The sequence below is a fragment of the Streptomyces sp. NPDC004435 genome, assembly GCF_042873895.1.
GTDB lineage: Bacteria > Actinomycetota > Actinomycetes > Streptomycetales > Streptomycetaceae > Streptomyces.
Genome location: NZ_JBIAMB010000003.1, coordinates 200,608 through 223,654 on the forward strand (window position 1 = coordinate 200,608; position 23,047 = coordinate 223,654).

At 73.5% G+C, this 23,047-nt stretch carries 22 protein-coding genes; 11 read left to right on the top strand and 11 right to left on the bottom strand.

Going from position 1 to position 23,047, the window contains the following annotated elements; translation table 11 throughout:
• Positions 1–5: 5 nt before the first annotated feature.
• The 4 genes from ACFYT9_RS06450 to ACFYT9_RS06465 all read left to right on the top strand — a co-directional run bounded on the left by ACFYT9_RS06450 (position 6) and on the right by ACFYT9_RS06465 (position 3,334).
• Positions 6–854 carry a CoA transferase subunit A gene (locus ACFYT9_RS06450; protein WP_389161663.1) on the top strand — a complete coding sequence of 283 codons (849 nt, stop codon included), beginning with the start codon at positions 6–8 and terminating at the stop codon, positions 852–854.
• Complete coding sequence (locus ACFYT9_RS06455) at positions 851–1,624, top strand: CoA-transferase subunit beta (RefSeq protein ID WP_387274196.1); 774 nt, start codon at positions 851–853, stop codon at positions 1,622–1,624. Before ACFYT9_RS06450 ends, ACFYT9_RS06455 begins: the two co-directional genes overlap by 4 nt.
• Positions 1,621–2,685, top strand: a complete 1,065-nt coding sequence (locus ACFYT9_RS06460; RefSeq protein WP_389161326.1) for an NAD(P)H-dependent flavin oxidoreductase — start codon at positions 1,621–1,623, stop codon at positions 2,683–2,685. The genes ACFYT9_RS06455 and ACFYT9_RS06460 overlap by 4 nt, the downstream gene beginning before the upstream one ends.
• Before the next feature lie 100 nt (positions 2,686–2,785).
• Positions 2,786–3,334, top strand: coding sequence for a VOC family protein (locus ACFYT9_RS06465; protein WP_389161327.1), 549 nt, complete (start codon positions 2,786–2,788; stop codon positions 3,332–3,334).
• A gap of 202 nt (positions 3,335–3,536) precedes the next feature.
• On the opposite strand, the gene ACFYT9_RS06470 is transcribed toward ACFYT9_RS06465, so the two are convergent.
• Genes ACFYT9_RS06470 through ACFYT9_RS06485 form a run of 4 tightly spaced genes read right to left on the bottom strand, consistent with a single transcriptional unit; the run spans position 3,537 to position 7,292 of the window.
• A complete protein-coding gene (locus ACFYT9_RS06470; protein ID WP_376599993.1) occupies positions 3,537–4,694 on the bottom strand; it encodes an acetyl-CoA C-acetyltransferase in 1,158 nt (385 codons plus the stop codon).
• Between the two features lie 29 nt (positions 4,695–4,723).
• Positions 4,724–5,344 carry a TetR/AcrR family transcriptional regulator gene (locus ACFYT9_RS06475; RefSeq protein ID WP_387279360.1) on the bottom strand — a complete coding sequence of 207 codons (621 nt, stop codon included), beginning with the start codon at positions 5,342–5,344 and terminating at the stop codon, positions 4,724–4,726.
• Positions 5,341–6,129: an SDR family oxidoreductase gene (locus tag ACFYT9_RS06480; RefSeq protein WP_389161328.1), complete on the bottom strand. Its 789-nt coding sequence runs from the start codon at positions 6,127–6,129 to the stop codon at positions 5,341–5,343. The genes ACFYT9_RS06475 and ACFYT9_RS06480 overlap by 4 nt, the downstream gene beginning before the upstream one ends.
• Positions 6,126–7,292, bottom strand: coding sequence for an acyl-CoA dehydrogenase family protein (locus ACFYT9_RS06485; RefSeq protein ID WP_389161329.1), 1,167 nt, complete (start codon positions 7,290–7,292; stop codon positions 6,126–6,128). Before ACFYT9_RS06485 ends, ACFYT9_RS06480 begins: the two co-directional genes overlap by 4 nt.
• A gap of 45 nt (positions 7,293–7,337) precedes the next feature.
• Here ACFYT9_RS06485 and ACFYT9_RS06490 point away from each other — a divergent pair, with 45 nt between their 5' ends.
• From ACFYT9_RS06490 to ACFYT9_RS06510, 5 genes are read left to right on the top strand one after another with little or no spacing between them, the layout of a single operon-like run.
• Positions 7,338–8,195, top strand: a complete 858-nt coding sequence (locus ACFYT9_RS06490; protein WP_387279354.1) for an enoyl-CoA hydratase — start codon at positions 7,338–7,340, stop codon at positions 8,193–8,195.
• On the top strand, positions 8,195–9,364 hold the full coding sequence (locus ACFYT9_RS06495; RefSeq protein WP_389161330.1) for an acyl-CoA dehydrogenase family protein: 1,170 nt from the start codon (positions 8,195–8,197) through the stop codon (positions 9,362–9,364). The genes ACFYT9_RS06490 and ACFYT9_RS06495 overlap by 1 nt, the downstream gene beginning before the upstream one ends.
• On the top strand, positions 9,364–10,353 hold the full coding sequence (locus ACFYT9_RS06500) for an acyl-CoA dehydrogenase family protein (RefSeq protein WP_389161331.1): 990 nt from the start codon (positions 9,364–9,366) through the stop codon (positions 10,351–10,353). Before ACFYT9_RS06495 ends, ACFYT9_RS06500 begins: the two co-directional genes overlap by 1 nt.
• Before the next feature lie 28 nt (positions 10,354–10,381).
• The gene (locus tag ACFYT9_RS06505) at positions 10,382–11,755 is read left to right on the top strand and encodes an MFS transporter (protein ID WP_389161333.1); all 1,374 of its coding nucleotides are present in this window, start codon (positions 10,382–10,384) and stop codon (positions 11,753–11,755) included.
• Positions 11,752–12,858: an acyl-CoA dehydrogenase family protein gene (locus tag ACFYT9_RS06510; protein ID WP_389161334.1), complete on the top strand. Its 1,107-nt coding sequence runs from the start codon at positions 11,752–11,754 to the stop codon at positions 12,856–12,858. The genes ACFYT9_RS06505 and ACFYT9_RS06510 overlap by 4 nt, the downstream gene beginning before the upstream one ends.
• Here ACFYT9_RS06510 and ACFYT9_RS06515 read toward each other — a convergent pair.
• The 6 genes from ACFYT9_RS06515 to ACFYT9_RS06540 form a co-directional block, all read right to left on the bottom strand.
• Positions 12,848–13,504 (bottom strand): hypothetical protein, encoded by a 657-nt coding sequence (locus tag ACFYT9_RS06515; RefSeq protein WP_389161336.1) that lies wholly within the window; start codon positions 13,502–13,504, stop codon positions 12,848–12,850. The genes ACFYT9_RS06510 and ACFYT9_RS06515 overlap by 11 nt on opposite strands.
• A gap of 80 nt (positions 13,505–13,584) precedes the next feature.
• Positions 13,585–14,580 (bottom strand): type I glyceraldehyde-3-phosphate dehydrogenase, encoded by a 996-nt coding sequence (gene gap, locus ACFYT9_RS06520; protein WP_387279342.1) that lies wholly within the window; start codon positions 14,578–14,580, stop codon positions 13,585–13,587.
• 148 nt (positions 14,581–14,728) lie between these two features.
• Positions 14,729–15,685 (bottom strand): GlxA family transcriptional regulator, encoded by a 957-nt coding sequence (locus ACFYT9_RS06525; protein ID WP_387279340.1) that lies wholly within the window; start codon positions 15,683–15,685, stop codon positions 14,729–14,731.
• A 63-nt stretch (positions 15,686–15,748) separates the two neighbouring features.
• Positions 15,749–16,789 carry an NAD(P)-dependent alcohol dehydrogenase gene (locus ACFYT9_RS06530; RefSeq protein WP_389161338.1) on the bottom strand — a complete coding sequence of 347 codons (1,041 nt, stop codon included), beginning with the start codon at positions 16,787–16,789 and terminating at the stop codon, positions 15,749–15,751.
• 166 nt (positions 16,790–16,955) lie between these two features.
• Entirely contained in the window at positions 16,956–17,354 is a 399-nt protein-coding gene (locus ACFYT9_RS06535; RefSeq protein WP_389161340.1) for a hypothetical protein, read from the bottom strand.
• Positions 17,355–17,457: 103 nt separating this feature from the next.
• Positions 17,458–17,871 carry a Fur family transcriptional regulator gene (locus ACFYT9_RS06540; protein WP_376603379.1) on the bottom strand — a complete coding sequence of 138 codons (414 nt, stop codon included), beginning with the start codon at positions 17,869–17,871 and terminating at the stop codon, positions 17,458–17,460.
• A gap of 264 nt (positions 17,872–18,135) precedes the next feature.
• Here ACFYT9_RS06540 and katG point away from each other — a divergent pair, with 264 nt between their 5' ends.
• A complete protein-coding gene (gene katG / locus ACFYT9_RS06545; RefSeq protein ID WP_389161341.1) occupies positions 18,136–20,361 on the top strand; it encodes a catalase/peroxidase HPI in 2,226 nt (741 codons plus the stop codon).
• Positions 20,362–20,537: 176 nt separating this feature from the next.
• On the opposite strand, the gene ACFYT9_RS06550 is transcribed toward katG, so the two are convergent.
• On the bottom strand, positions 20,538–21,407 hold the full coding sequence (locus ACFYT9_RS06550; protein ID WP_389161343.1) for an SDR family NAD(P)-dependent oxidoreductase: 870 nt from the start codon (positions 21,405–21,407) through the stop codon (positions 20,538–20,540).
• Positions 21,408–21,596: 189 nt separating this feature from the next.
• On the opposite strand from ACFYT9_RS06550, the gene ACFYT9_RS06555 reads away from it, so the two are divergent.
• Positions 21,597–22,553 (top strand): IS481 family transposase, encoded by a 957-nt coding sequence (locus ACFYT9_RS06555; RefSeq protein WP_389161345.1) that lies wholly within the window; start codon positions 21,597–21,599, stop codon positions 22,551–22,553.
• Positions 22,554–23,047: the final 494 nt, after the last annotated feature.

The following is a 23,047-nucleotide window of genomic DNA, read 5'->3' on the forward strand; positions in this document are numbered from 1 at the left end:
AGACGATGACCGCCGAGGAGGTCGTCGGCCGGCTGAGCAGCGGCATGACGATCGGCATCGGCGGCTGGGGCTCCCGGCGCAAGCCGATGGCGCTGGTCCGGGCACTGCTGCGCTCCGAGGTCACGGACCTGACCGTGGTCTCGTACGGCGGTCCCGACGTCGGTCTGCTGGCCGCCGCGGGGAAGATCCGCAAGCTGGTCGCCGCCTTCGCCACGCTCGACTCCGTCCCGCTGGAGCCGCACTTCGGCGCGGCCCGGCAGCGCGGCGACCTCGAACTCGTGGAACTGGACGAGGCGATGATGATGTGGGGGCTGACGGCGGCCGTGCACCGGCTGCCCTTCATGCCGATCCGGGCCGGGCTCGCCTCGGACGTCATGACCGTCAACCCGACGCTGCGGACGGTCACTTCGCCCTACGGGGACCGCGAGGAGCTGGTCGCCGTCCCCGCGCTCCGGCTGGACGCCGCCCTGGTCCACCTCAACCGCGCCGACGCGTACGGGAACGGCCAGTACCTGGGCCCCGACCCGTACTTCGACGACCTGTTCTGCGAGGCCGCCGACACGGCGTACGTCTCCTGCGAGCGGATCGTGGACACCTCCGAGCTGCTCAAGGACGCCGGGCCGCAGACGCTGCTGCTCAAGCGGGCGTTCGTGGACGGCGTCGTCGAGACGCCGAACGGCGCGCACTTCACCTCCTGCGTCCCGGAGCACGACCGGGACGAGGCGTTCCAGCGCCACTACGTCGAGGCCGCCCGCGACCCGGAGAAGTGGCGGGAGTTCACCGCGCGGTTCCTCTCCGGCGACGAGGACGCGTACCAGGCCGCGGTGGCGGCGTTCCACGGGGAGGAAGCATGACCGGCACCGGCACGACCAGCACCGCCACCCGCGCCGAGTACTGCGTGGTGGCCTGCGCCGAGGCGTGGCGGGACGCCGGCGAGGTCCTGGCCAGCCCGATGGGCACGGTCCCGATGATCGGTGCCCGGCTCGCGAAGCGCACCTTCGCCCCCGACCTGCTGCTCACCGACGGCGAGGCGCTGCTCATCGGCGACGTGCCGGCGCTCGGCGCGGCGCCCGCGATCGTGGAGGGGTGGCTGCCTTACCGGCAGCACCTGGCCATGGTCGCCACCGGGCGGCGCCACGTGATGATGGGCGCCAGCCAGCTCGACCGGCACGGCAACCAGAACATCAGCTGCATCGGCGCCTGGGAGCGGCCGAAGCGCCAGCTCCTGGGCGTGCGCGGCGCCCCGGTCAACACCCTGAACAACCCGACCAGCTACTGGGTCCCCCAGCACTCGACCCGGGTCTTCGTCGAGCGGGTCGACATGGTCTGCGGCGTCGGCTACGACCGGGCCGCGGCGGCCGGGCCCTCCGCCACCCGCTACCACCGCATCCCGGACGTCATCACGGACCTGGGCGTCTTCGACTTCGAGACCCCGGACCGCGCGATGCGGCTCCGCTCGCTCCACCCGGGCGTCACCGTCGAGCAGGTGCGGGAGGCGACCGGCTTCGCGCTCGTCGTGCCCGAGGAGGTCCCGTACACCCGCGATCCCACGGCGGAGGAACTGCGGCTGATCCGCGAGGAGATCGACCCGCGCGGGATGCGGGACCGCGAGGTCCGGGCATGAGCGACACCACGATCGCCACCCCCTTCACCGCCCTCGTCGGTGTGCGGCACCCGATCGTGCAGACGGGCATGGGATGGGTGGCGGGACCCCGGCTGGTGTCCGCCGCCGCGAACGCGGGCGCGCTGGGCGTCCTGGCCTCGGCGACGATGGGCGTCGAGCAGCTCAGGTCCGCCGTGCGCGAGGTCAGGTCCCGTACGGACGCGCCCTTCGGCGTCAACCTGCGGGCCGACGCCGGGGACGCGGCCGAGCGGGTCCGGATCATCATCGACGAGGGGGTGAAGGTCGCCTCCTTCGCGCTCGCGCCCTCGCGTGAGCTGATCGCCCGCCTGAAGGACGCCGGGGTCGTCGTCATCCCCTCGATCGGCGCCCGCCGGCACGCCGAGAAGGTCGCCGCGTGGGGCGCGGACGCGGTCGTGGTGCAGGGCGGCGAGGGCGGCGGCCACACCGGCAGCGTCGCCACCACCGTCCTCCTCCCCCAGGTGGTGGACGCGGTGGACATCCCGGTCGTCGCCGCCGGCGGCTTCCACGACGGGCGCGGCCTGGCCGCCGCCCTCTCCTACGGCGCGGCCGGCATCGCCATGGGCACCCGCTTCCTCCTCACCTCCGACTCGACCGTCCCCGACGCGGTCAAGGACCGCTACCTGGCGGCCGTGGTCGGCGACGTCACCGTCACGACCAAGGTGGACGGGCTGCCCCACCGGATGCTGAGGACCGAGCTGGTCGACGCGCTGGAGCGCTCGGGCCGGGCCTCGGCGCTGCTGCGGGCCGTCCGCCACGCGGCGGCCTTCCGGCGCGAGTCCGGCATGAGCTGGCCCCAGATGGTCAGGGACGGACTCGCGATGAAGCACGGCAAGGAGCTGACCTGGAGTCAGGTCCTGCTCGCCGCCAACACCCCGATGATGCTCAAGGCGTCGATGGTGGACGGCCGCACCGATCTCGGCGTGATGGCCTCGGGCCAGGTCGCGGGCCTGATCGACGACCTCCCCTCGTGCGCGGAGCTCGTCGACCGGATCATGGCGGAGGCGGCGGCGGCGCTGCGCGCGCTGCCCCGCCCGGACTGAACGACCCCGCACGCACGACGTCCGCCGGGGTGGAACCACCCCGGCGGACGCGTGTCCTGCCCCACCCCTGCCGGTTTCCCTGTTTCGAACGGATCACGCCATGCCTGTCCAGCGGCTGAACCACGCCGTCCTCTTCGTCTCCGACCTGGAGCGCAGTCTCGCCTTCTACCGTGACGTGCTCGGCTTCCGGCCGCTGCCCGGGGCCTTCCCCGGCGCGGTCTTCCTCCAGGCGGCCGGCTCCGCCAACGACCACGACCTCGGTCTCTTCCGGTCCCCCGAGCCCGCCTCCGGTCAACGCGCCGGCCGCGTCGGCCTGTACCACCTGGCCTGGGAGGTGGCCACGCTGGCGGATCTGCGCACGATGCGGGCGCGGCTCGCCGAGGCGGGCGCGCTGACCGGGGCGAGCGACCACGCCTCCACCAAGGCCCTGTACGCCCGCGACCCCGACGGCATCGAGTTCGAGGTCTGCTGGCTGGTCCCCGACCACGCGGTGGCCGGCGAGCTCTCGGCCATGACCGCGCCCACCCGCCCCCTGGACCTCGACGCCGAGATCGCCGCCTACGGCGCGGAGACCCCGGGAGGCCCCCGCACCGATCACACGATCTGGCAGCGGATCTTCGGCATGGAGGCCCCGGAAGGCGCTCGGTGACGACGAGCCTCCTCGGCCCCCGCCCGCTCCAGCGGCTACAGCCGCTCGATGATCGTCACGTTCGCCTGCCCGCCGCCCTCGCACATGGGCACCTCCCCCCGACGGCCCCCTCGCACCGCTCGGCCCCAGGGGGCCTCCCGGGCTTCGGGGAGCCTGCGCCGGCCTCCGGCCGGACGGCCGCGGGGAGCAGAGGGTGCTTCCCCTACAGCCGCTCGATGATCGTCACGTTCGCCTGCCCGCCGCCCTCGCACATGGTCTGGAGGCCGTAGCGGCCTCCGGTGCGCTCCAGTTCGTGGAGGAGGGTGACGGCCAGCTTGGTGCCGGTGGCGCCGAGGGGGTGGCCCAGGGCGATCGCGCCGCCGTTGACGTTGACCTTCTCCGGGTCGGCGCCGGTCTCCTTCAGCCAGGCGAGGACGACCGGCGCGAACGCCTCGTTGATCTCGACGAGGTCGATGTCGTCGAGCGTCATGCCGGCCTTCTTCAGCGCGTACGCCGTCGCCGGGATGGGCGCGGAGAGCATCCGGATCGGGTCCTCGCCGCGCACCGAGAGGTGGTGGATCCGGGCGCGCGGGGTGAGGCCGTGTTCGCGCACGGCCCGCTCGCTCGCGAGCAGCATGGCCGAGGCGCCGTCGGAGACCTGGGAGGAGACGGCGGCGGTGATCCGCCCGCCCTCGACCACCGGGTTCAGGCCGGCCATCTTCTCCAGGGAGGTGTCCCGGCGCGGGCCCTCGTCGGTGGTGACGTCGCCGTAGGGGACGATCTCGCGCTCGAACCGCCCCTCGTCGATCGCGCGGATCGCCCGCCGGTGCGAGCGGAGCGCGAACTCCTCCATGTCCCGGCGGCTGATGCCCCACTTCTCGGCGATGAGTTCGGCGCCGTGGAACTGGTTGACCGGCTGGTCGCCGTACCGCGCGCGCCAGCCCGCGGAGCCTGCGTACGGCCCCTCGGTGAGGCCGAGCGGGGCTGCGGCCTGCCGGCTGGCGAAGGCGATGGGGACCATCGACATGTTCTGGACGCCGCCGGCGACGACGAGGTCCTGGGTGCCGGACAGCACGCCCTGGGCGGCGAAGTGGAGAGCCTGCTGGGAGGAGCCGCACTGCCGGTCGACGGTCACGCCGGGCACCTCCTCCGGCAGTCCGGCGGCGAGCCAGCAGGTGCGGGCGATGTCGCCGGCCTGCGGTCCGACGGTGTCCAGGCAGCCGAAGACGACGTCCTCGACGGCCGCCGGGTCGGCGCCCGACCGCTCCATCAGGGCCTTCAGGGCGTGCGCGCCGAGGTCGGCGGGGTGGACGGCGGAGAGTCCGCCGTTCCGCCGGCCGACCGGGGTGCGGATCGCTTCGACGATGTAGGCCTCGGCCATGGTCACTCCTCATGGGTACGTCGGGAACGTCAGGTGCTTCGCGTACGTCGGGTACGCCGGTGTCCGCCACGGAGCGCGACCCCCTCCAGCACCATCGAGAGGTACTGGCGGGCGATCTCCTCCGGGCTGTGCTGTCCGCCCGGCCGGTACCAGGACGCGGCGACCCAGACGGTGTCGCGCACGAAGCGGTAGGTGAGCCGGACGTCGAGGTCGGTGCGGAAGTCCCCGGCGGCCACGCCGGACTCCAGGGTCCTGAGCCAGGCGCGCTCGAACCTCCGCTGCGCCTCGGCGAGATAGCCGAAGCGGGGCTGGTCCCGCAGCTGCCCGGACTCCTTCTGGTAGATGGCGACGGCGGCACGGTGCCGGTCGATCTCCCGGAACGATTCGGTGACGAGGGCCTCGAGGGTCTCCCGTGGGCCGAGGCCGGCGGCGAGCACGGCGTCGTACCGGGTCCACAGGTCGTCCAGGAAGCCGGAGAGGATCTCGTCGAGCATCGACTCCTTGGAGTCGAAGTGGTAGTAGAGGCTGCCCGCGAGCAGACCGGCCGCGTCGGCGATCCGGCGGACGGTGGTGGCGTCGTACCCCTGGACGGCGAAGACCTCGGCCGCCACGTCCAGGAGCTCGCGGCGCCGCTCGGGCGCCGGTCTCACGGGTGCTGGCTGCTGACCGAGAGCACCTCGCCGGTGAGGTACGAGGAGTACCCGCTGGCGAGGAAGACGATCACGTTCGCCACCTCCCACGGCTCGGCGTACCGGCCGAAGGCCTCGCGGGAGGTGAGCTCCGCGAGGAGCTCGGGGGTGGTGACCTTCACGAGGTGGGGGTGCATGGCGAGGGACGGCGAGACGGCGTTGACGCGGACGCCGTACGCGGCGGCCTCCAGCGCGGCGCACCGGGTGAGGGCCATGACGCCGGCCTTGGCGGCGGCGTAGTGCGCCTGGCCCTTCTGGGCGCGCCAGCCGACGACCGAGGCGTTGTTGACGATGACGCCGCCCGCCCCGGCCGCCCTCATGCGCCGGAGCGCGGCGCGGGTGCAGCGGAAGGTGCCGTTGAGGGTGACGTCGAGGACCTTGTCCCACGCCTCGTCGGTCATGTCGACGAGGTCGGCGGTGCCGCCGAGTCCGGCGTTGTTGACGACGATGTCGAGGCGTCCGTGGCGTTCCTCGGCGAGGTCGAGGAGGGCCGCGACCTGGGTCTCGTCGGTGACGTCGCAGGGCAGCGAGGCCACCCGGCCGGGGCCGAACTCGGCGGCGAGCTCCGCCTCGGACTCCTTCAGCCGCCGGGCGTGGGCGTCGGAGATCACGATGTCGGCGCCCTCCTCCAGGAGGCGGCGGGCGGTGGCGCCGCCGATGCCTGCGCCGGCGGCGGCGGTGACGACGGCGGTGCGGCCGGCGAGCAGGCCGTGGCCGGGGAGGTAGGGGGGTGGGGTGCCGGTCACGGGCGGGCCTCCTTGGGCAGGCCGAGGACGCGCTCGGCGATGATGTTGCGCTGGATCTCGTTCGAGCCGGCGTAGATCGTGTCGGCGCGGGAGAAGAGGAAGAGCCGCTGCCAGTCGGTGAGGTCGTACGGCTCCCCGGCGGCGAGCATGCCGTCGGCGCCGCAGACGTCCATGGCGAGTTCGCCGAGTTCGCGGTGCCAGGTGGCCCAGAAGATCTTGTTGATGGACGCCTCGGGGCCGGGTGCTCCGGCGGAGACGCCGCCGAGCATCCTGAGGGCGTTGAAGCGGATCGTCTCCAGGCCGGTCCAGGCGCGGGCGATGCGGTCGCGGACGAGCGGGTCGGCGGCGGCACCGTTGCGCCGGGCCAGCTCGATCACGGCCTCCAGTTCGCGCCGGAAGCCGACCTGCTGGCCGAGGGTGGAGACGCCCCGTTCGAAGCCGAGGGTGGCCATGGCGACCTTCCAGCCCTCGCCCGGGGCGCCGACGATGTTCTCCGCGCCGGTCCTGGCGCCGTCGAAGAACACCTCGTTGAACTCGGAGGTGCCGGTGAGCTGGACGATGGGCCGGATCTCCACCCCGGGGGCGTGCAGGGGGACCAGGAGGTAGGAGAGGCCGTGGTGGCGGGCGGAGCCCGGCTCGGTGCGGGCGACGACGAAGCACCAGTCGGCCTCGTGGGCGCCTGAGGTCCACACCTTCTGTCCGGTGACCACCCACCCGTCGCCGTCCCGCTCCGCCCGGGTGCGGACGTTGGCGAGGTCGGAGCCGGCGTCCGGCTCGGAGTAGCCCTGGCACCAGAGTTCGTCGACGGCGACGATCCGGGGCAGGAAGCGGGCGCGCTGGGCCGGGGTGCCGAAGGCGATGAGGGTCGGCCCGAGGAGCTGTTCGCCGATGTGGCCGACGCGTGCGGGGGCGTCGGCGAGGGCGTACTCCTCGTGGAAGGCGACCTGTTCCTCCAGGCTCGCGCCCCGGCCTCCGTACTCCTTCGGCCAGCCGACGCAGGTCCAGCCGTGGGCGGCCATGTGCCGTTCCCAGGCGAGGCGTTCGGTGTGCGCCTCGTGCTCGCGTCCGGGGCCGCCACGGCCGCGCAGGTCCGCGAACTCGCCGGTGAGGTGGGTCCGCAGCCAGCCGCGGACCTCCCTGCGGAACTCCTCGACGTTGCTCATGGCCGTACGTTAACCTACCAAACACTTGTTAGGGAAGGAGGGCGGATGTCCGCTGCCCGCACCACGTCCGGTGAGCCCGTCCGCTACGAACGGCGGGGCCCCGTCGCCGTCGTCACCATGGACCGGCCCCAGTACCGCAACGCCCAGAACTCCGCGATGACCTACGCCCTCGACCGCGCCTTCTACCGCGCGGCGGAGGACGGCGAGGTCAAGGTCGTCGTCCTCGCAGGCGCCGGCGAGCACTTCTCCGCGGGGCACGACATCGGCACCCCCGAGCGCGACGCGCACCTGCCCTTCGAGCGGCGGGCCGGCCTCTGGTGGGACCACTCGGACAAGGACGGCGCGGAGAGCCGCTTCGCCCGCGAGTCCGAGGTCTACCTGGGCATGTGCCGCCGCTGGCGCGAACTGCCCAAGCCGGTCGTCGCGTCCGTGCAGGGCGCCTGCGTCGCCGGCGGTCTGATGCTCGCCTGGATCTGCGACCTGATCGTCGCCTCCGAGGACGCGTTCTTCGCCGACCCGGTGGTCCGCATGGGCATCCCCGGCGTCGAGTACTTCGCCCACCCCTGGGTGATGCCGCCCCGGATCGCCAAGGAGTTCCTGTACACCGGCGACCGGATGGGCGCCCGCCGCGCCCACGAGGTCGGCATGGTCAACCGCGTCGTCCCCCGCGACGAACTCGAAGCCCGGACGATGGAACTGGCCCTGCGGATCGCCGAGATGCCCCGCATGGGGCTCGCCCTCACCAAGCGCGCCGTCAACCAGGCCGAGGACCTCCAGGGACTGCACACCGGCATGGACTCCGTCTTCGGACTGCACCACCTCGCGCACGCGCACAACGCCGAGACCGCCCGCGACTCGCTGGGCGGCATGGACATCCACGCCATGAAGGCGGCGGGAGCCTGATGGACCTCGACTTCTCCGCGGCCGACGACGCCTTCCGGGCCGAGGCCCGCGCCTGGCTCGCCGCCCACGTGCCCACCACGCCCCTGCCCTCCCTGGAGACCGCCGGGGGCTTCGCCGCCCACCGTGCCTGGGAGGCCGAACTCGCCGCCGACCGCTGGTCGGTGGTCTCCTGGCCCGAGGAGTACGGCGGCCGGGGCTCCTCCGTCCTGCGCTGGCTGGTCTTCGAGGAGGAGTACTACGCCGCCGGCGCGCCGGGCCGCGTCGCCCAGAACGGCATCAACCTGCTCGCCCCCACCCTCTTCGAGCACGGCACCGACGAGCAGCGCGCCCGCGTCCTGCCGCCCATGGCGTCCGGCGAGGTCGTCTGGGCCCAGGCCTGGTCCGAACCCGAGTCCGGATCCGACCTCGCGAGCCTGCGCTCCACCGCCGTGCGCACCGACGGCGGCTGGCTGCTCCGCGGCCAGAAGACCTGGTCCTCCCGGGCCGCCTTCGCCGACCGCGCCTTCGGCCTCTTCCGCAGCGACCCGGACGCCGGCCGGCCGCACCGGGGACTGACCTACCTCATGTTCCCGCTCGACGCGGACGGCGTCACCGTACGGCCCGTCGGACGGCTCGACGGCAAGCCCGCCTTCGCCGAACTCTTCCTCGACGACGTGTTCGTCCCCGACGAGGACGTGATCGGCGCCCCCGGCGACGGCTGGCGGGTCGCGATGAGCACGGCCGGCAACGAGCGCGGCCTCACCCTGCGCAGCCCCGGCCGGTTCTCCGCCGCCGCCGACCGGCTCGCCGCCCTGTGGCGCGAGCACGCCGATCCCGCCGACACCGCCGTCCGCGACCGCGTCGCCGACGCCGTCATCGGCGCGAGCGCCTACCGCCTCTTCACCTACGCCAACGCCTCCCGGCTCGCCGCCGGCGGCTCGATCGGCGCCGAGTCCAGCCTCAACAAGGTCTTCTGGTCCGAGCTCGACATCGCGCTCCACGAGACCGCCCTCGACCTCCTCGGGCCGTACGGCGAACTCTCCGACGAGGCCGCGGAGGCCCCCGCGCACGGCGGCTGGGCCGAGGGCCACACCTTCTCCCTGGCCGGGCCGATCTACGCCGGGACCAACGAGATCCAGCGCGACATCATCGCCGAGCGGCTGCTCGGCCTGCCGAAGGGACGCCGGTGATGCGGTTCCTGCTCGACGACGAACAGCGGGAGTTCGCCCGCACCCTGGACACGCTCCTGTCGGCGGCCGACACCCCCGGGGCCGCACGGGCCTGGGCGGCCGGCGACCACGCCCCGGGGCGCGCCCTCTGGTCCCGGCTCGCGGACGCCGGAGTGTTCGCGCTGGCGGTACCGGAGGAGTACGAGGGGCTTGGCCCGCTGCCGCTCGAACTGGCTGTGGCCTTCACCGAACTGGGCCGGCACGCCGTCCCCGGCCCGCTCGTCGAGACCGTCGCCGCGGCGGCCCTCCTCGACCGGCTCGGCGACAAGGCCGCGGCCTCCGCCTGGCTGCCTCGCGTCGCCGCCGGCCAAGCGGTCGTCTCCCTCCGCGTCCCGGAACTCACCGGCCCCTACGCGCTCGACGCGGACCTGGCCGACGCCGTGCTGGTCGCCGAGGACGACACCGTGCGGATCGCCGACGCCGCCGGCCCCGTACAGCCCTCGGCCGATCCGGTACGCCGCCTGGCCAGGCCCGCGGCGGGCGGCACCGTCCTGGCCCGCAGCCCCGAGGTCGCCGCCGCCACCGCGTACGCCGCCGAGGTGGCCGCCCTCGCGACGGCCGCCCAGTCCCTGGGGCTCGGCCGGGCGCTGCTCGACCGGACCGTGGCCTACGTGAAGCAGCGCACCCAGTTCGGCGTGCCCATCGGCTCGTTCCAGGCCGTGAAGCACCGGCTGGCCGACACCCTGCTCGCCCTGGAGTTCGCCCAGCCGCTGCTGCACGCCGCCGCCCTGGCCCTGGCCGGGCACGGGACGGCGCACCGGGAGGTCGCCGCCGCGAAGGTCACCGCGGGCGAGGCCGCCCACACCGCCGCCCGCACCGCCCTCCAGCTCCACGGCGCCGTCGGCTACACCGAGGAGCTGGACCTCTCCCTGTGGATCCGCAAGGCACGGCCGCTCCGCGACGCCTGGGGCACCCCCGCCTCCTGTCGCGCCCGTGTCCTCGCCCCCTGACCCCCTCCCCACCGCACCCGGGAGCACCATGTCCGCCGCACCGTCCTCGCACACCCCCGAGAGACAGCCCGATCCGGCGCTGTTGCGCCGGGTGGCGCTGTCGAGCCTGCTCGGCACCGTCATCGAGTACTACGACTTCCTGCTGTACGGCACGATGGCGGCGCTCGCCTTCGGCCCGCTGTTCTTCCCCGGAGACGATCCCCTCAGCGGCACCATCGCCGCCTTCGGCACGCTCGCCGCCGGCTATGTGGCCCGGCCGCTCGGCGGCGCCGTCTTCGGCCACTTCGGCGACCGGCTCGGCCGGAAGTCCATGCTCGTCCTGACGATGGTGCTGATGGGCGTGGCCAGCTTCCTCATCGGCGTGCTGCCGACGTACGAGACCATCGGCGTCGCCGCCCCCGTCCTCCTGGTGCTGTTCCGCGTGGTGCAGGGGCTCGCCATCGGCGGCGAATGGGCGGGCGCGACCCTCATGGTGGTGGAGCACGCCGATCCGCGCCGGCGCGGACTGTGGAGCGGCGTCATGCAGATGGGGTCCCCGCTCGGCTTCCTGCTCTCCACCGTCGCCGTCGCCCTGGTGTCGGCGCTTCCCCGCGAGGCGTTCCTGGACTGGGGGTGGCGCCTGCCGTTCCTCTTCAGCGCGGTGCTCCTCGCGGTCGGCCTGTACGTACGCCTGTCCGTGACCGAGAGCCCGCTCTTCCGGCGGTCCGCGGCGCGGGACGGCGCCGGGGCGGACGGCGGCGTTCCGCTGGCCCGGGTGCTGCGCCGTCCCCGGACCCTGGTCCTCGCCTGCGGCGTGGGCATCGGCCCCTTCGCCCTGACCGCGCTGATCAGCACCTTCATGCTCACCTACGCCACCGGCATCGGCTACACGACCTCGCAGGTGATGACCGGCATGGTCTTCACCTCGCTCGCCGGTCTGGTCGCCATCCCGCTCTTCTCCGCCCTCTCCGACCGCGTCGGACGCCGGGCCGTGGTGCTCGGCGGGGCGACGGGCGTCGTCGTACTCGCCTTCCCGGTCTACGCCCTGGTCGACACGGAGAAGCCGGCGCTGCTGATCGCCGGCATGGTCCTCGGGCAGCTCGTGCAGTCCGCGATGTACGCGCCGCTCGGGCCGCTGCTCTCGGAGCTGTTCGGCACGCGTGTCCGCTACACCGGCGCCTCGCTCGGCTACCAGCTGGCCGCCCTGGTCGGCGGCGGCTTCACCCCGCTGCTCGCCGGCGGTCTGCTCGCGGACCGGGCCGGCAGCACCCCGCTCGCGGTGCTCGCCGTCGGCTGCGGCCTGGTGACCGCGCTCGCGATCTGGCGCACGGCGGAGACCCGGGGCAGGGACCTGTCCGAGGAGGACCCGCCCCCTTCCCGCACCATCACCGCACCCGCCGTCGAGAAGGGAGCAGAGGCATGAGGTTCACCGAGGAGCAGGAGGAACTGCGCACCGCGGTGCGGCAGTTGCTCCGCCGTCATCCGGGCGGGTCGGCCTGGCGGCCGCTGGCCGAGCAGATCGGGGCGGCGGGGCTCGCCGTCCCCGAGGCGTACGGCGGCGCCGGCTGCGGGGCCGTGGAGGTGCATGTGGTGATGGAGGAACTGGGCCGGGAGCTGAGCCCCGTCCCGTACCTCGGCTCCGCGGTGCTCGTGGTGCAGACGCTGCTGGCCGCCGGCTCCGCGGAGGAGTGCGCCGCGCTGCTGCCGGGGCTCGTCTCGGGCGAGGCGACGGCGGCGCTCGCGTGGGCCGAGGGCGGCTCCTGGGATCCGGAGGCGGTACGGGCCGAGGCCGTCGCCTCCCCCGGCGGCGGCTGGCGGCTCACCGGGGTGAAGGAGCACGTGCTCGACGGGGCCGGCGCCGGGACGCTGCTGGTGGCGGCCCGGACGGGCGCGGGGGTGTCGCTCTTCGCGGTGGCCGGCGACGGACCGGGGGTCGTCCGCGAGGAGACGGTGCCGATGGACGCCACCCGGGCGCAGGCGCGGGTGGCGCTCGACGGGGCGGAGGGCCGGCTGGTCGGCGCCGAGGGCGACGGTGGACGGGTGCTGCGGCACGTCCTCGACCTGGCCTGCACGGCGCTCGCCGCGGAGCAGGTCGGCGCGGCTGCGCGGTGCCTCGAACTGACGGTGGCGTACGCCGGGGAGCGGGTGCAGTTCGGGCGGACGATCGGCTCCTTCCAGGCGGTGAAGCACCGGCTCGCGGACGCGTACGTCCGGGTCGAGTCGGCCCGCTCCGCGGCGCTCGGCGCCGCCTTCGCCGCCGCGGACGGTGCGCGCGGACCGGAGCTGACCCGGCTCGCGGCCACCGCCAAGTCGGTCTGCTCGGAGGCGTTCGCCGAGGTGGCCGGTGAGACGATCCAGTTGCACGGCGGGATCGGCATCACCTGGGAGCACGACGCGCACCGCTACTTCAAGCGGGCGCACGGCTCCGCCCGGCTCTTCGGCCCGCCCCACTGGCACCGCTCCCGCCTGGCCACCGCCCTCGGCCTGCCGGACCCGGTCCCCGCCCCCGACTCCGTCAGCCGTTGATGGAGAAGAAGATGGTGTCGTGGTGGTACCAGTCCAGGCCGCGCGCCTTGGTGGACTCCCACTCGTCGTGCTCGAACTCCAGCTTCTCGATGAGGAGATCGAGGTCGTAGACGAAGTCGGGGTCGATCTTCTCCCGGACGGCCCGGTAGGCGTCGGCGGCCGGCTTGGCCCGGTCGAGCGGCAGCAGCCCTATGTCGGGGCCGTCGATCGCGTATGGCACGTGGAAGGGGATCTCGTCCGGCGGGCCGGAGAAGAGGAAACCGTACGGGAGCAGGTCGGCGGGGACGCCGTGCTGCTTCAACTGCTCGTCGAGCAGGCTGAAGAAGGTGCCGGGCTTGGAGTAGACGCCCAGGTCGGAGGGGTCGGAGCCGCAGTAGTCGATGATGTGCTGGAGCGCCCTGGCGTAGGCCTTGCCGGCGTAGGTCCCCGGCGCGTCGGCGCGGCCCTCGATCAGGTGCTCCAGGGCCTGGGGGATGGTCAGGTCCCAGTCGAGGCCCTGGTGGTCCAGCTCGCGCTGGCTGGCCTCGCACCGCTCGCGGATCATGGGGAGCACGCGCCGCTGCTCGTCGGTGAGGCGCTCCGCCGCGCCGAGGTAGGCGACGGCCTCGGCGCGGTCGCCGCTGGTGTACGAAATGATTCGGCTCATGATCGACATGCTGCCACGCGCCACTGACAACGCCCCCCTCGGCCGGTGCCGAGGGGGGCGTCGTCGCTGGTGACGCGGGGTCAGCCGGCGAGCAGCAGCAGGGTGTCGATGACGCGGTTCGAGAAGCCCCACTCGTTGTCGTACCAGGCGACGACCTTGACGTGGCGGCCGTCGACCCGGGTGAGGGCCGCGTCGAAGATGGAGGAGTGCGGGTTGCCGGTGATGTCGGAGGAGACGAGCTCGTCCTCCGAGTACTCCAGGACGCCGGCGAGCTTGCCCTCGGCGGCCGTGCGGTAGGCGTCGAGGATCTCGTCGCGGGTGACCTCGCGGGTGACCGTGGTGTTCAGCTCGACGATGGAGCCGACCGGGACGGGCACGCGGATCGAGTCGCCGGCGAGCTTGCCGTCGAGCTGCGGCAGGACCAGGCCGATGGCCTTGGCGGCGCCGGTGCTGGTCGGGACGATGTTGACGGCGGCGTTGCGGGCGCGGCGGGCGTCGCGGTGCGGGCCGTCCTGGAGGTTCTGCTCCTGGGTGTAGGCGTGCACGGTCGTCATGAAGCCGTGCTCGATGCCGGCCAGCTCGTCGAGGACGGCGGCCAGCGGGGCGAGCGCGTTGGTGGTGCAGGAGGCGTTGGAGACGATCGTGTGGAGCTCGGCGTCGTACTTGTCGCTGTTCACGCCGTAGGCCAGGGTCACGTCGGCACCGTCGGAGGGGGCGCTGACCAGGACCTTCTTGGCACCCGCGTCGAGGTGGAGGCGGGCGTCCTTGGCGCTGGTGAAGCGGCCGGTGGCCTCCAGGACGATGTCGACGCCCAGCTCGGCCCAGGGGAGGTTGGCCGGCTCGCGCTCGGCGAGGACCTTGATGCGGCGGCCGTCCACGACGAGGGTGTCGCCCTCGACGGAGACCGGGCGGCCGAGGCGGCCCGAGGTGGAGTCGAAGGCGAGGAGACGGGCGAGCGCCTTCGGCTCGGTGAGGTCGTTGACGGCGACGACCTCCAGCGTGGTGTCGCGCTCCAGCAGGGCGCGGAGCACGTTGCGGCCGATGCGACCGAAACCGTTGATGGCGATGCGAGTCATGATGCGGTGTCCCTTCCGTTTCTTCGTGACCCAGCCTCGCTCGCCGCGCCCCGGCGCGGCAGGGGCGAGATCGCCACGGTCCGAAAGGATCGTGCCAACAACCAGGCGGGACGCCGCGAGGGGTCGTCCGGGGGGGGCACGGGAGGGCTCAGTCGCCCCGGGTGAAGGTGCGGCGGTAGTCGCTCGGGGTGGTGCCGAGGATCCGCTGGAAGTGCATCCGCAGGTTGGCGCCGGTGCCGAGTCCGGTGTCGGCGGCGATCTGCTCGACCCCGCGCTCGGAGCGTTCGAGGAGTTCACGGGCGCGGTCGACGCGGGCACGGAGCAGCCACTGCATGGGGGTGTAGCCGGTCTCCTCGACGAAGCGGCGGGAGAAGGTGCGGGGCGAGACGGCGGCGTGGCGGGCGAGGATGTCGAGGGTGAGGGGTTCGTCGAGGTGGTGCAGGACCCATTCACGGGTGGCGGCGAAGCGTTCGCCGTGGGGTTCGGGGACGCTGCGGGGCACGTACTGGGCCTGGCCGCCGCTGCGGTAGGGGGCGGCGACGAGCCGGCGGGCGGCGTGGTTGGCGGCGCCGACGCCGAGGTCGCCGCGGAGGATGTGCAGGCAGAGGTCGAGGCCGGAGGCGGCGCCCGCGGAGGTGAGGACGCTCCCCTCGTCGACGAAGAGGACGTTCTCGTCCACCTGGACGAGGGGACGCTTCTCGGCCAGGGCGCGGGCGTAGTGCCAGTGGGTGGTGGCGCGCCGGCCGTCGAGGAGGCCGGTGGCGGCGAGCGCGAAGGCGCCGGTGGAGATCGCGGCGAGCCGGGCACCGCGCGCGTGGGCGGCGATCAGCGCTTCGACGACGGCCGGGGGCGGGTCCTCACGGTCGGGGAAGCGGTAGCCGGGGACGAAGACGATGTCGGCCCAGGCGAGGGCGTCGAGGCCGTGGGCGACGTTGTAGGAGAGGCCGTCTCCGCCGGTCACCAGGCCGGGGGTGGCACCGCAGACGCGGACTTCGTAGGGCATGCTCGCGCGGGTCGTGAACACCTGGGCGGGGATGCCGACGTCGAGGGGTTTGGCGCCTTCGAGGACGAGGACGGCGACGCGGTACAGACGGGTGGGGGGCACGTCACGAGCCTACGTGGCGCCGGTGGCCGGGCCGTCGGCCCGGCCGCGCGCGTGTGGGGCGGGTCAGCCGTGCGGGAGGATGACGGCGCGGCCGTCGACCCGGCCGGCGTGCAGCCGCTCGTACGCCTCGGGCGCCTCGTCCAGTGTGTAGGTCTCGGTGTGGACGTCGACGGCGCCCGCGCGGGCGAGGTCGAGGACCTCGATGAGTTCGGCGCGGGTGCCCCAGTACGGGGAGGTGACGCTCACCTCGTAGGGGAGGGCGCCGAAGCCGACGGGGAGGGTGCCGCCGCCGAGGCCGACGATGGTGACGTCGCCCTCCACCGCGGCCATGGCCCCGGCGGCGGCGGTGGTGGGCGGGGCGCCGACGAAGTCGAGGACGACCTCGGCGCCGCGCCCGTCGGTCAGGGCGCGGACGGTGTCGGCGGCGGAGGCGTCGGAGAGGACTGTGTCGTGGGCGCCGACGGTCCTGGCGAGGGCGAGCTTCTCCTCGGAGACGTCGAGGGCGACGACCCGGGCGGGGGTCAGGGCCCGGAGCAGCTGGACGGCGACGTGGCCGAGGCCGCCGGTGCCGATGACGACGGCGGTGGAGCCGGGGACGAGCTTCGGCAGCGAGCGCTTGACGGCGTGGTACGGGGTGAGGCCGGCGTCGGTGAGCGGGACCGCCTGGACCGGGTCGAGGCCGCCGAGCGGCACGAGGTGGCGGGGACTGTCGACGATCATGTACTCGGCGATGGCGCCGGGGGCTCCGAGGCCGGGCGGGCGGATGCCGAGCTCGGCGGCGCGCAGGCAGTAGTTCTCCTTGCCCTGGGCGCACATGAAGCAGTTCCCGCAGCCCCAGGGGCCGTAGACGGCGACGGAGTCGCCCTCGGCGAAGCCGGTCACGCCGTCGCCGAGGGCGGCGACGGTGCCGACGCCTTCGTGGCCGAGGGTGAGGGGCAGCGGGAAGGGGAGCTGTTCGGCGGACCAGCTCATGACGGCGATGTCGGAGTGGCAGACGCCGGCGGCGGTGACCTTGAGGAGCACCTGCCCGGGGCCGGGTTCCGGGTCGGGGACGGTGACGACTTCGGGGGCGGCACCCACGGTGCGGTACTGCAGTGCCTTCATGGCGCTTTCCTTTCCGGTGTCGCAGCGGCGCCTCGGCCGCGGGGCGGGCGGGCACGCCTTCTCCAGGGTGCGTCCGGGCCACGGCACGCGCGCGGTGGTTCCCGCCCGGCGGATATAGATGCAACATACACCCACCGAGGGACGGGGATCCGGCCCCGGCGTCCGGTCAGGCGCGCAGCGCGCACCAGGGCCGGCCGGCGTGCTCCGCCGGAGTCCCGTCGAGGATCCGCGCGGCGCGGGCCGCCGGATCGAGGAGCGCGGTCGCGAGACGCGCCCACCGCCGCCCGAGCGAAGTCCCGGGGCCCGGCACGCAGGTGACCGGCGGCTCGCCGGGGCTGGTGACGAGCAGTCGCAGCAGTGCGTCGCGATCCGTCGCGGCCGCCCGCCCGAGGCGGTCACGCAGGAAGTGGTGCCGCTCCCCGAGCCGGGATGGGCAGGGGCCGCCGCCCCCGCCCTCCCCCGGCTGCGCGCCGGGCCGCCCTCGCCCCGGGGCCATGACGACGAGGGCGGCGCCCGGAGCCGTACGCGCTACGCGGTCGACGAGGACGAGCGGCCCCTCAGGCACTCCCGCGCGGCCCTCATCGCCCGTGAGGCCCCTTCCGCCCGCGGGGCCACCGCCCGCAGGCCCCGAGCGGAACCCGCTCCGGGCATGCGTCGGGACTCAGGGCTCAGGCCGCGCAGGACGGGCAGCGGCCGCGGTAGGTCACGTCGACCTTGGAGACGGTGAAGCCGTAGCGCTCGGAGTCGGGGAGGACGGCGAGCGGGTCGCCGAGGGGGCGCACGTCGCGGATGGTGCCGCACTCCGTGCAGACGAGGTGCTGGTGCGGGTGGTGGGCGTTGGGGTCGTACCGCTTCGCCCGGCCGTCCGTGGAGAGCTCCACCACCTCACCGAGGGAGACCAGTTCACCCAGGGTGTTGTAGACGGTCGCGCGGGCGATCTCGGGCAGTCGCTCCACGGCGCGCGCGTGCACCTCGTCGGCGGTGAGGTGCACGTGCTCGCCGGCGAGGACCTCCGCGACGACACGCCGCTGCGACGTCATCCGCCAGCCGCGGGCGCGCAGCCGCTCCAGCAGGTCACTCATATGGGCCTACCTGTTCCTTCTCGGCGAGGGCCGCGCGCGGAGTCTCGTGCCCCCGGGCTCGGCGCGTCACCTCTTTGTCGTCGTTCTTGACTTGGACTTCGTCCATTGTAGGATCAGTTTTGTTAATGGCCAAGGGACAGGAAGAGTCCGACACGGCGGGAGACGAGGACGTGACGTGCCGCTTCCGGGGAACACTCCGGGCGGTATCGCTTCGTCGGGTCTCCGTGTCCGCGACCTTCCCGCGCGTGTCCGGAAGGAATACCCATGTCTGAGAACCTCGATGCACCCGGCGGCGACGTGACGGCCGAGGGCGCAGGCGGCTGCCCCGTGGCCCACGGGCGCGCCGCACACCCCACCCAGGGCGGTGGCAACCGTCAGTGGTGGCCGAACCGGCTCAACCTGCGGATCCTGGCCAAGAACCCGGCCGTGGGCAACCCGCTCGGCGAGGACTTCGACTACGCCGAGGCGTTCAAGACGCTCGACCTCGCCGCCGTGAAGCAGGACATCGCCGAGGTTCTCACGACCTCGCAGGACTGGTGGCCGGCCGACTTCGGCCACTACGGCCCCTTCATGATCCGTATGGCGTGGCACAGCGCGGGCACCTACCGCATCAGCGACGGCCGCGGCGGCGCCGGCGCCGGCCAGCAGCGTTTCGCCCCGCTCAACAGCTGGCCGGACAACGGCAACCTGGACAAGGCCCGCCGCCTGCTGTGGCCGGTGAAGAAGAAGTACGGCCAGTCCCTCTCCTGGGCCGACCTCATGATCCTCACCGGCAACGTGGCCCTGGAGTCCATGGGCTTCGAGACCTTCGGCTTCGCCGGCGGCCGCGCGGACGTCTGGGAGGCGGACGAGGACGTCTACTGGGGTCCGGAGACCACCTGGCTCGGCGACGAGCGCTACTCGGGCGACCGCGAGCTGGAGGAGCCCCTCGGCGCCGTCCAGATGGGCCTCATCTACGTCAACCCCGAGGGCCCCAACGGCAACCCCGACCCGATCGCCGCCGCCCGCGACATCCGCGAGACCTTCCGCCGGATGGCGATGAACGACGAGGAGACCGTCGCCCTCATCGCCGGTGGCCACACCTTCGGCAAGGCGCACGGCGCCGGCCCGGCCGACAACGTCGGCGCGGACCCGGAGGCGGCCCCGATCGAGGCCCAGGGCTTCGGCTGGGCGAGCAGCTACCGCTCCGGCAAGGGCCCCGACGCCATCACCTCCGGCCTGGAGGTCACCTGGACCACCACGCCCGCCCAGTGGGGCCACGACTTCTTCAAGCACCTCTTCGAGTACGACTACGAGCTCTCCAAGAGCCCCGCGGGTGCGAACCAGTGGGTCGCCAAGGACGCCGAGGCGATCATCCCGGACGCGTACGACCCGGAGAAGAAGCACCTCCCGACCATGCTCACCACCGACCTGTCGCTCCGCTTCGACCCGGTCTACGAGCAGATCTCCCGGCGCTTCTACGAGTACCCCGAGCAGTTCGCCGACGCCTTCGCCCGCGCCTGGTACAAGCTCACCCACCGTGACCTGGGCCCGATCGTGCGCTACCTCGGCGCCGAGGTCCCGTCGGAGGAGCTCGTCTGGCAGGACCCGCTTCCGGCCCGTGCCGCCGAGCTGGTCGACACGGCGGACATCGCCTCCCTCAAGGAGAAGATCCTCGCCTCGGACCTGACGGTCGCCCAGCTGGTCGGCGCGGCCTGGGCCGCGGCCTCCTCCTTCCGCGGCAGCGACAAGCGCGGCGGTGCCAACGGCGGCCGCATCCGCCTGGAGCCGCAGCGCGGCTGGCAGGTCAACAACCCGGACGACCTCGCCCAGGTCCTCCGCGTCCTGGAGGGCGTCCAGGAGTCCTTCAACACCGGCCGCACCGACGGCAAGCAGGTCTCGCTCGCCGACCTCGTGGTCCTCGCGGGCTCCGCGGCCGTCGAGAAGGCCGCCGCCGACGCCGGCCGGTCCGTCGAGGTCCCCTTCACCCCGGGCCGCGTGGACGCCTCCCAGGAGCAGACGGACGTCGAGTCCTTCGCCGCCCTGGAGCCGCAGGCGGACGGCTTCCGCAACTTCCTCGGCAAGGGCGTCCGCCTCCCCGCCGAGTACCTGCTGGTCGACCGCGCCAACCTGCTCACGGTGAGCGCCCCCGAGCTGACCGTCCTCGTCGGCGGCCTGCGCGTCCTGGGCATCACGGCGCCGCAGACCTCCCTCGGTGTCCTCACCGAGAACCCGGGCACGCTGACGAACGACTTCTTCGTCAACCTGCTCGACCTGGGCACCACCTGGTCGGCCACCTCCGGCGACGCGAACACCTTCGAGGGCCGCGACGACGCGACCGGCGAGGTCAAGTGGACCGGCAGCCGCGCCGACCTGGTCTTCGGCTCGAACTCGGAGCTCCGTGCCCTCGCCGAGGTCTACGCGAGCGACGACGCCAAGGAGAAGTTCGTGACGGACTTCGTCGCGGCCTGGACCAAGGTCATGGACCTGGACCGCTTCGACCTCCGCTGAGCCGCACCGCCCCGCCCGGGCCGGCCCGCCGACATACGGCCGGCCCCGGCACCCCGCACCGGCGCCACCCGCGCGCCGGTGCCCCGCGCCCCCGTGACCTTCCCCGGTCCCGGGGGCGCACCCCTGTCCGGACCCCGGCGCGGGCCGCCCCGGCGCCCACCGCCCCGGGGCCGGCGTCAGACGCCCGGCACCGGCGCCGTCCCCACCAGGCCGTCCGTCAGCGCCATCAGGCGACGGCGGGCCTCGGTGTCGTACGCCTGCTCGTGCGCCCGCGCGTCGGTGAACCGGTCGAAGTACCGACCCGTGACCCCGGCGAGCTCGGGGTCGACGACGAGCCGGACGGTCGGCGCGACCCCCTCCTCGATGCCGACGAGCGGGGTGAGGCCGTAGGTACGGACGCCCTCGGTGTCCATGAGGTGGGCGGGGTGGAGGGCGTTGACCGTGACGCCGCTGCCGTCGAGCTCGGCGCCGAGGGCGAAGGTCGCCATGATCAGGGCCAGTTTGCTGCGGCAGTAGGCGCGCAGCCCCTCGTACTCCTCCTCGACCATGAGGTCGTCGAAGTCCACAGCCTCCTGCCCGATCGAGGCGACGTTCACGATCCGGGCCGGGGCCGAGGCGGTGAGCAGCGGCAGCAGCCCTCGGGTCAGGGCGTAGGGGGCGAGGTGGTTCACGGCGAGGCGCAGTTCGTGGCCCTGGGCCGAGACCTCGCGCACGAGGGGGCGGGCGCCGCCGCCGACCACGGCGTTGTGGACGAGCGCGTCGAGGCGGGGTTCGGCCTCCCGGACCCGCCGGGCGAGGTCCGCGACCTCGTCGAGGTCGGCGAGGTCCGCGGCATAGGTGCGGACCTCGCCGCCGGCGCCCAGGGCGCGCACCTCGGCGGCGACGGCGGCGAGCCGCCCCGCGTCACGGCCGTGCAGGAGCACGATGCCGCCGCGGCCGGCGAGCTCGAGGGCGATGCCCCGGCCGAGTCCCTGGGTGGCTCCGGTGACGAGTGTGGTGTGGTGGTGCGGGAGTCCGTTCCCGGTCATGGACGTGTGCTCAGTCATGATCGCGAGCCTGCCCGGGCGAGTACGCGACTGGGGAGAGTGCGCCGCACCTGGTGTCGCCACCACCAGCCTCGGGGGCCGGGCCTAGGTGTATTGATCACGAGCGTTGTTAACGCTGATTGGTCTTGATCATGGCGAAGACCTCCGGTGTGGTGGAGGTGTCTAGGACTACACCGCACGGAGGTCTTCGTGTCTCACCGTAATGTCCGGCTGACCGTGCACGGCAGGCGGATCCTGGTCGGACGCGTCCTGTCCGGCCGTCCCGTCGCGCATGTCGCCGCGGAGATGGGTGTCTCCCGGCCCGCGGCCCACAAATGGATACGGCGCTGGCGGGCCGAGGGTGACGCGGGGCTCGCGGACCGCTCCAGCAGGCCGCACACCACTCCGCACCGAACCCCGGCCGCCCTGGAAGAACGCGTCTGCGACCTGCGGCGAAGCCGCAAGCTCGGCCCCGCCCGGATCGGCCCGATCCTGGGACTGCCCCCATCCACCGTCCACCGGATCCTGACCCGCCACCAACTCAACCGGCTGGCCTGGCTGGACCGCCCGACCGGCGCGGTGATCCGCCGCTACGAACGCGACCGTCCCGGCGAACTCGTCCATGTCGACGTGAAGAAACTCGGCCGGATCCCCGACGGCGGCGGCCACAAAGTCCTGGGCCGCCAGGCCGGCCGGGCCACCCGCAACAGCATGGGCTTCGACTACGTCCACTCCGCCGTCAACGACCACTCCCGCCTCGCCTACAGCGAGATCCACCCCGACGAGAAAGTCGCAACCTGCGCGGCCTTCCTCACCCGCGCCGCCGCGTTCTTCCACGCCCACGGCATCCACCGCATCGAACGCGTCCTGACCGACAACGCATGGGCCTACCGCAAGGGCCTGGCCTGGAAGGCAGCCCTCGCCGAACTGGACGCGACCGGCAAACTCACGCGTGCCTACCGGCCACAGACCAACGGCAAGGTCGAACGCTTCAACCGCACCCTGCTCGACGAATGGGCCTACCTACGGCCCTACACCTCGAACACCGAGCGGACCGAAGCCCTGACAGACTTCCTCCACACCTACAACCACCACCGCTGCCACACCGCACTCGACGGACACCCGCCCATCAGCCGCGTCAACAACGCTGCGGGTCAATACACCTAGGCGGCCACCGCTGCGCGGCCGGTGGTACGGCCGCGGCCAGGTGGATGTTCCCCGAGACCCTAACGGCGGTGAAGTTCGTACCGCAACGCAGCGGCGCGACGCCGTACTCCTCCAGTCCCGCCGCGCCTCGTCGGCGTCGCGCGCCGCAGGATCAGCCACGTCTCGGCGCCAGCCCCGCGGTTGCGGCGCGAGTGCACGAGCACGCCGGGCGCCATCTTCACCGGCCCCTGGAAGCCCATCACTGGGCGCTCCTGCTCCGGCCGACAGCCCCCCGGCCGGACCGGACGCGTCCGCCACCGCCGCCCGAAGGGCATCCACGGGGGTGAGGAGGCGGTCCTCGCCGGGGCAGATCCGCCAGTGCGGTCGGGGCCCGGCCGTGCAACGGGCGACCGGCACGGACAGCATCGTCCCGGCGGCGAGCGCCCACGTACCGGTGGTGCTCCAGTCCACCGCCGAGCCAACCAAGAGCACCCAGTAGAGCGCCTCCCCGTCCT

Bases quoted from the DNA above. Each gene is read 5' to 3' on its own strand.
- ACFYT9_RS06450 (WP_389161663.1), top strand. From the start codon at position 6: ATGACCGCCGAGGAGGTCGTCGGCCGGCTGAGCAGCGGCATGACGATC.
- ACFYT9_RS06455 (WP_387274196.1), top strand. From the start codon at position 851: ATGACCGGCACCGGCACGACCAGCACCGCCACCCGCGCCGAGTACTGC.
- ACFYT9_RS06460 (WP_389161326.1), top strand. From the start codon at position 1,621: ATGAGCGACACCACGATCGCCACCCCCTTCACCGCCCTCGTCGGTGTG.
- ACFYT9_RS06465 (WP_389161327.1), top strand. From the start codon at position 2,786: ATGCCTGTCCAGCGGCTGAACCACGCCGTCCTCTTCGTCTCCGACCTG.
- ACFYT9_RS06470 (WP_376599993.1), bottom strand. From the start codon at position 4,694: ATGGCCGAGGCCTACATCGTCGAAGCGATCCGCACCCCGGTCGGCCGG.
- ACFYT9_RS06485 (WP_389161329.1), bottom strand. From the start codon at position 7,292: ATGAGCAACGTCGAGGAGTTCCGCAGGGAGGTCCGCGGCTGGCTGCGG.
- ACFYT9_RS06490 (WP_387279354.1), top strand. From the start codon at position 7,338: ATGTCCGCTGCCCGCACCACGTCCGGTGAGCCCGTCCGCTACGAACGG.
- ACFYT9_RS06495 (WP_389161330.1), top strand. From the start codon at position 8,195: ATGGACCTCGACTTCTCCGCGGCCGACGACGCCTTCCGGGCCGAGGCC.
- ACFYT9_RS06500 (WP_389161331.1), top strand. From the start codon at position 9,364: ATGCGGTTCCTGCTCGACGACGAACAGCGGGAGTTCGCCCGCACCCTG.
- ACFYT9_RS06505 (WP_389161333.1), top strand. From the start codon at position 10,382: ATGTCCGCCGCACCGTCCTCGCACACCCCCGAGAGACAGCCCGATCCG.
- ACFYT9_RS06510 (WP_389161334.1), top strand. From the start codon at position 11,752: ATGAGGTTCACCGAGGAGCAGGAGGAACTGCGCACCGCGGTGCGGCAG.
- ACFYT9_RS06515 (WP_389161336.1), bottom strand. From the start codon at position 13,504: ATGAGCCGAATCATTTCGTACACCAGCGGCGACCGCGCCGAGGCCGTC.
- gap (WP_387279342.1), bottom strand. From the start codon at position 14,580: ATGACTCGCATCGCCATCAACGGTTTCGGTCGCATCGGCCGCAACGTG.
- ACFYT9_RS06530 (WP_389161338.1), bottom strand. From the start codon at position 16,789: ATGAAGGCACTGCAGTACCGCACCGTGGGTGCCGCCCCCGAAGTCGTC.
- ACFYT9_RS06540 (WP_376603379.1), bottom strand. From the start codon at position 17,871: ATGAGTGACCTGCTGGAGCGGCTGCGCGCCCGCGGCTGGCGGATGACG.
- katG (WP_389161341.1), top strand. From the start codon at position 18,136: ATGTCTGAGAACCTCGATGCACCCGGCGGCGACGTGACGGCCGAGGGC.
- ACFYT9_RS06550 (WP_389161343.1), bottom strand. From the start codon at position 21,407: ATGACTGAGCACACGTCCATGACCGGGAACGGACTCCCGCACCACCAC.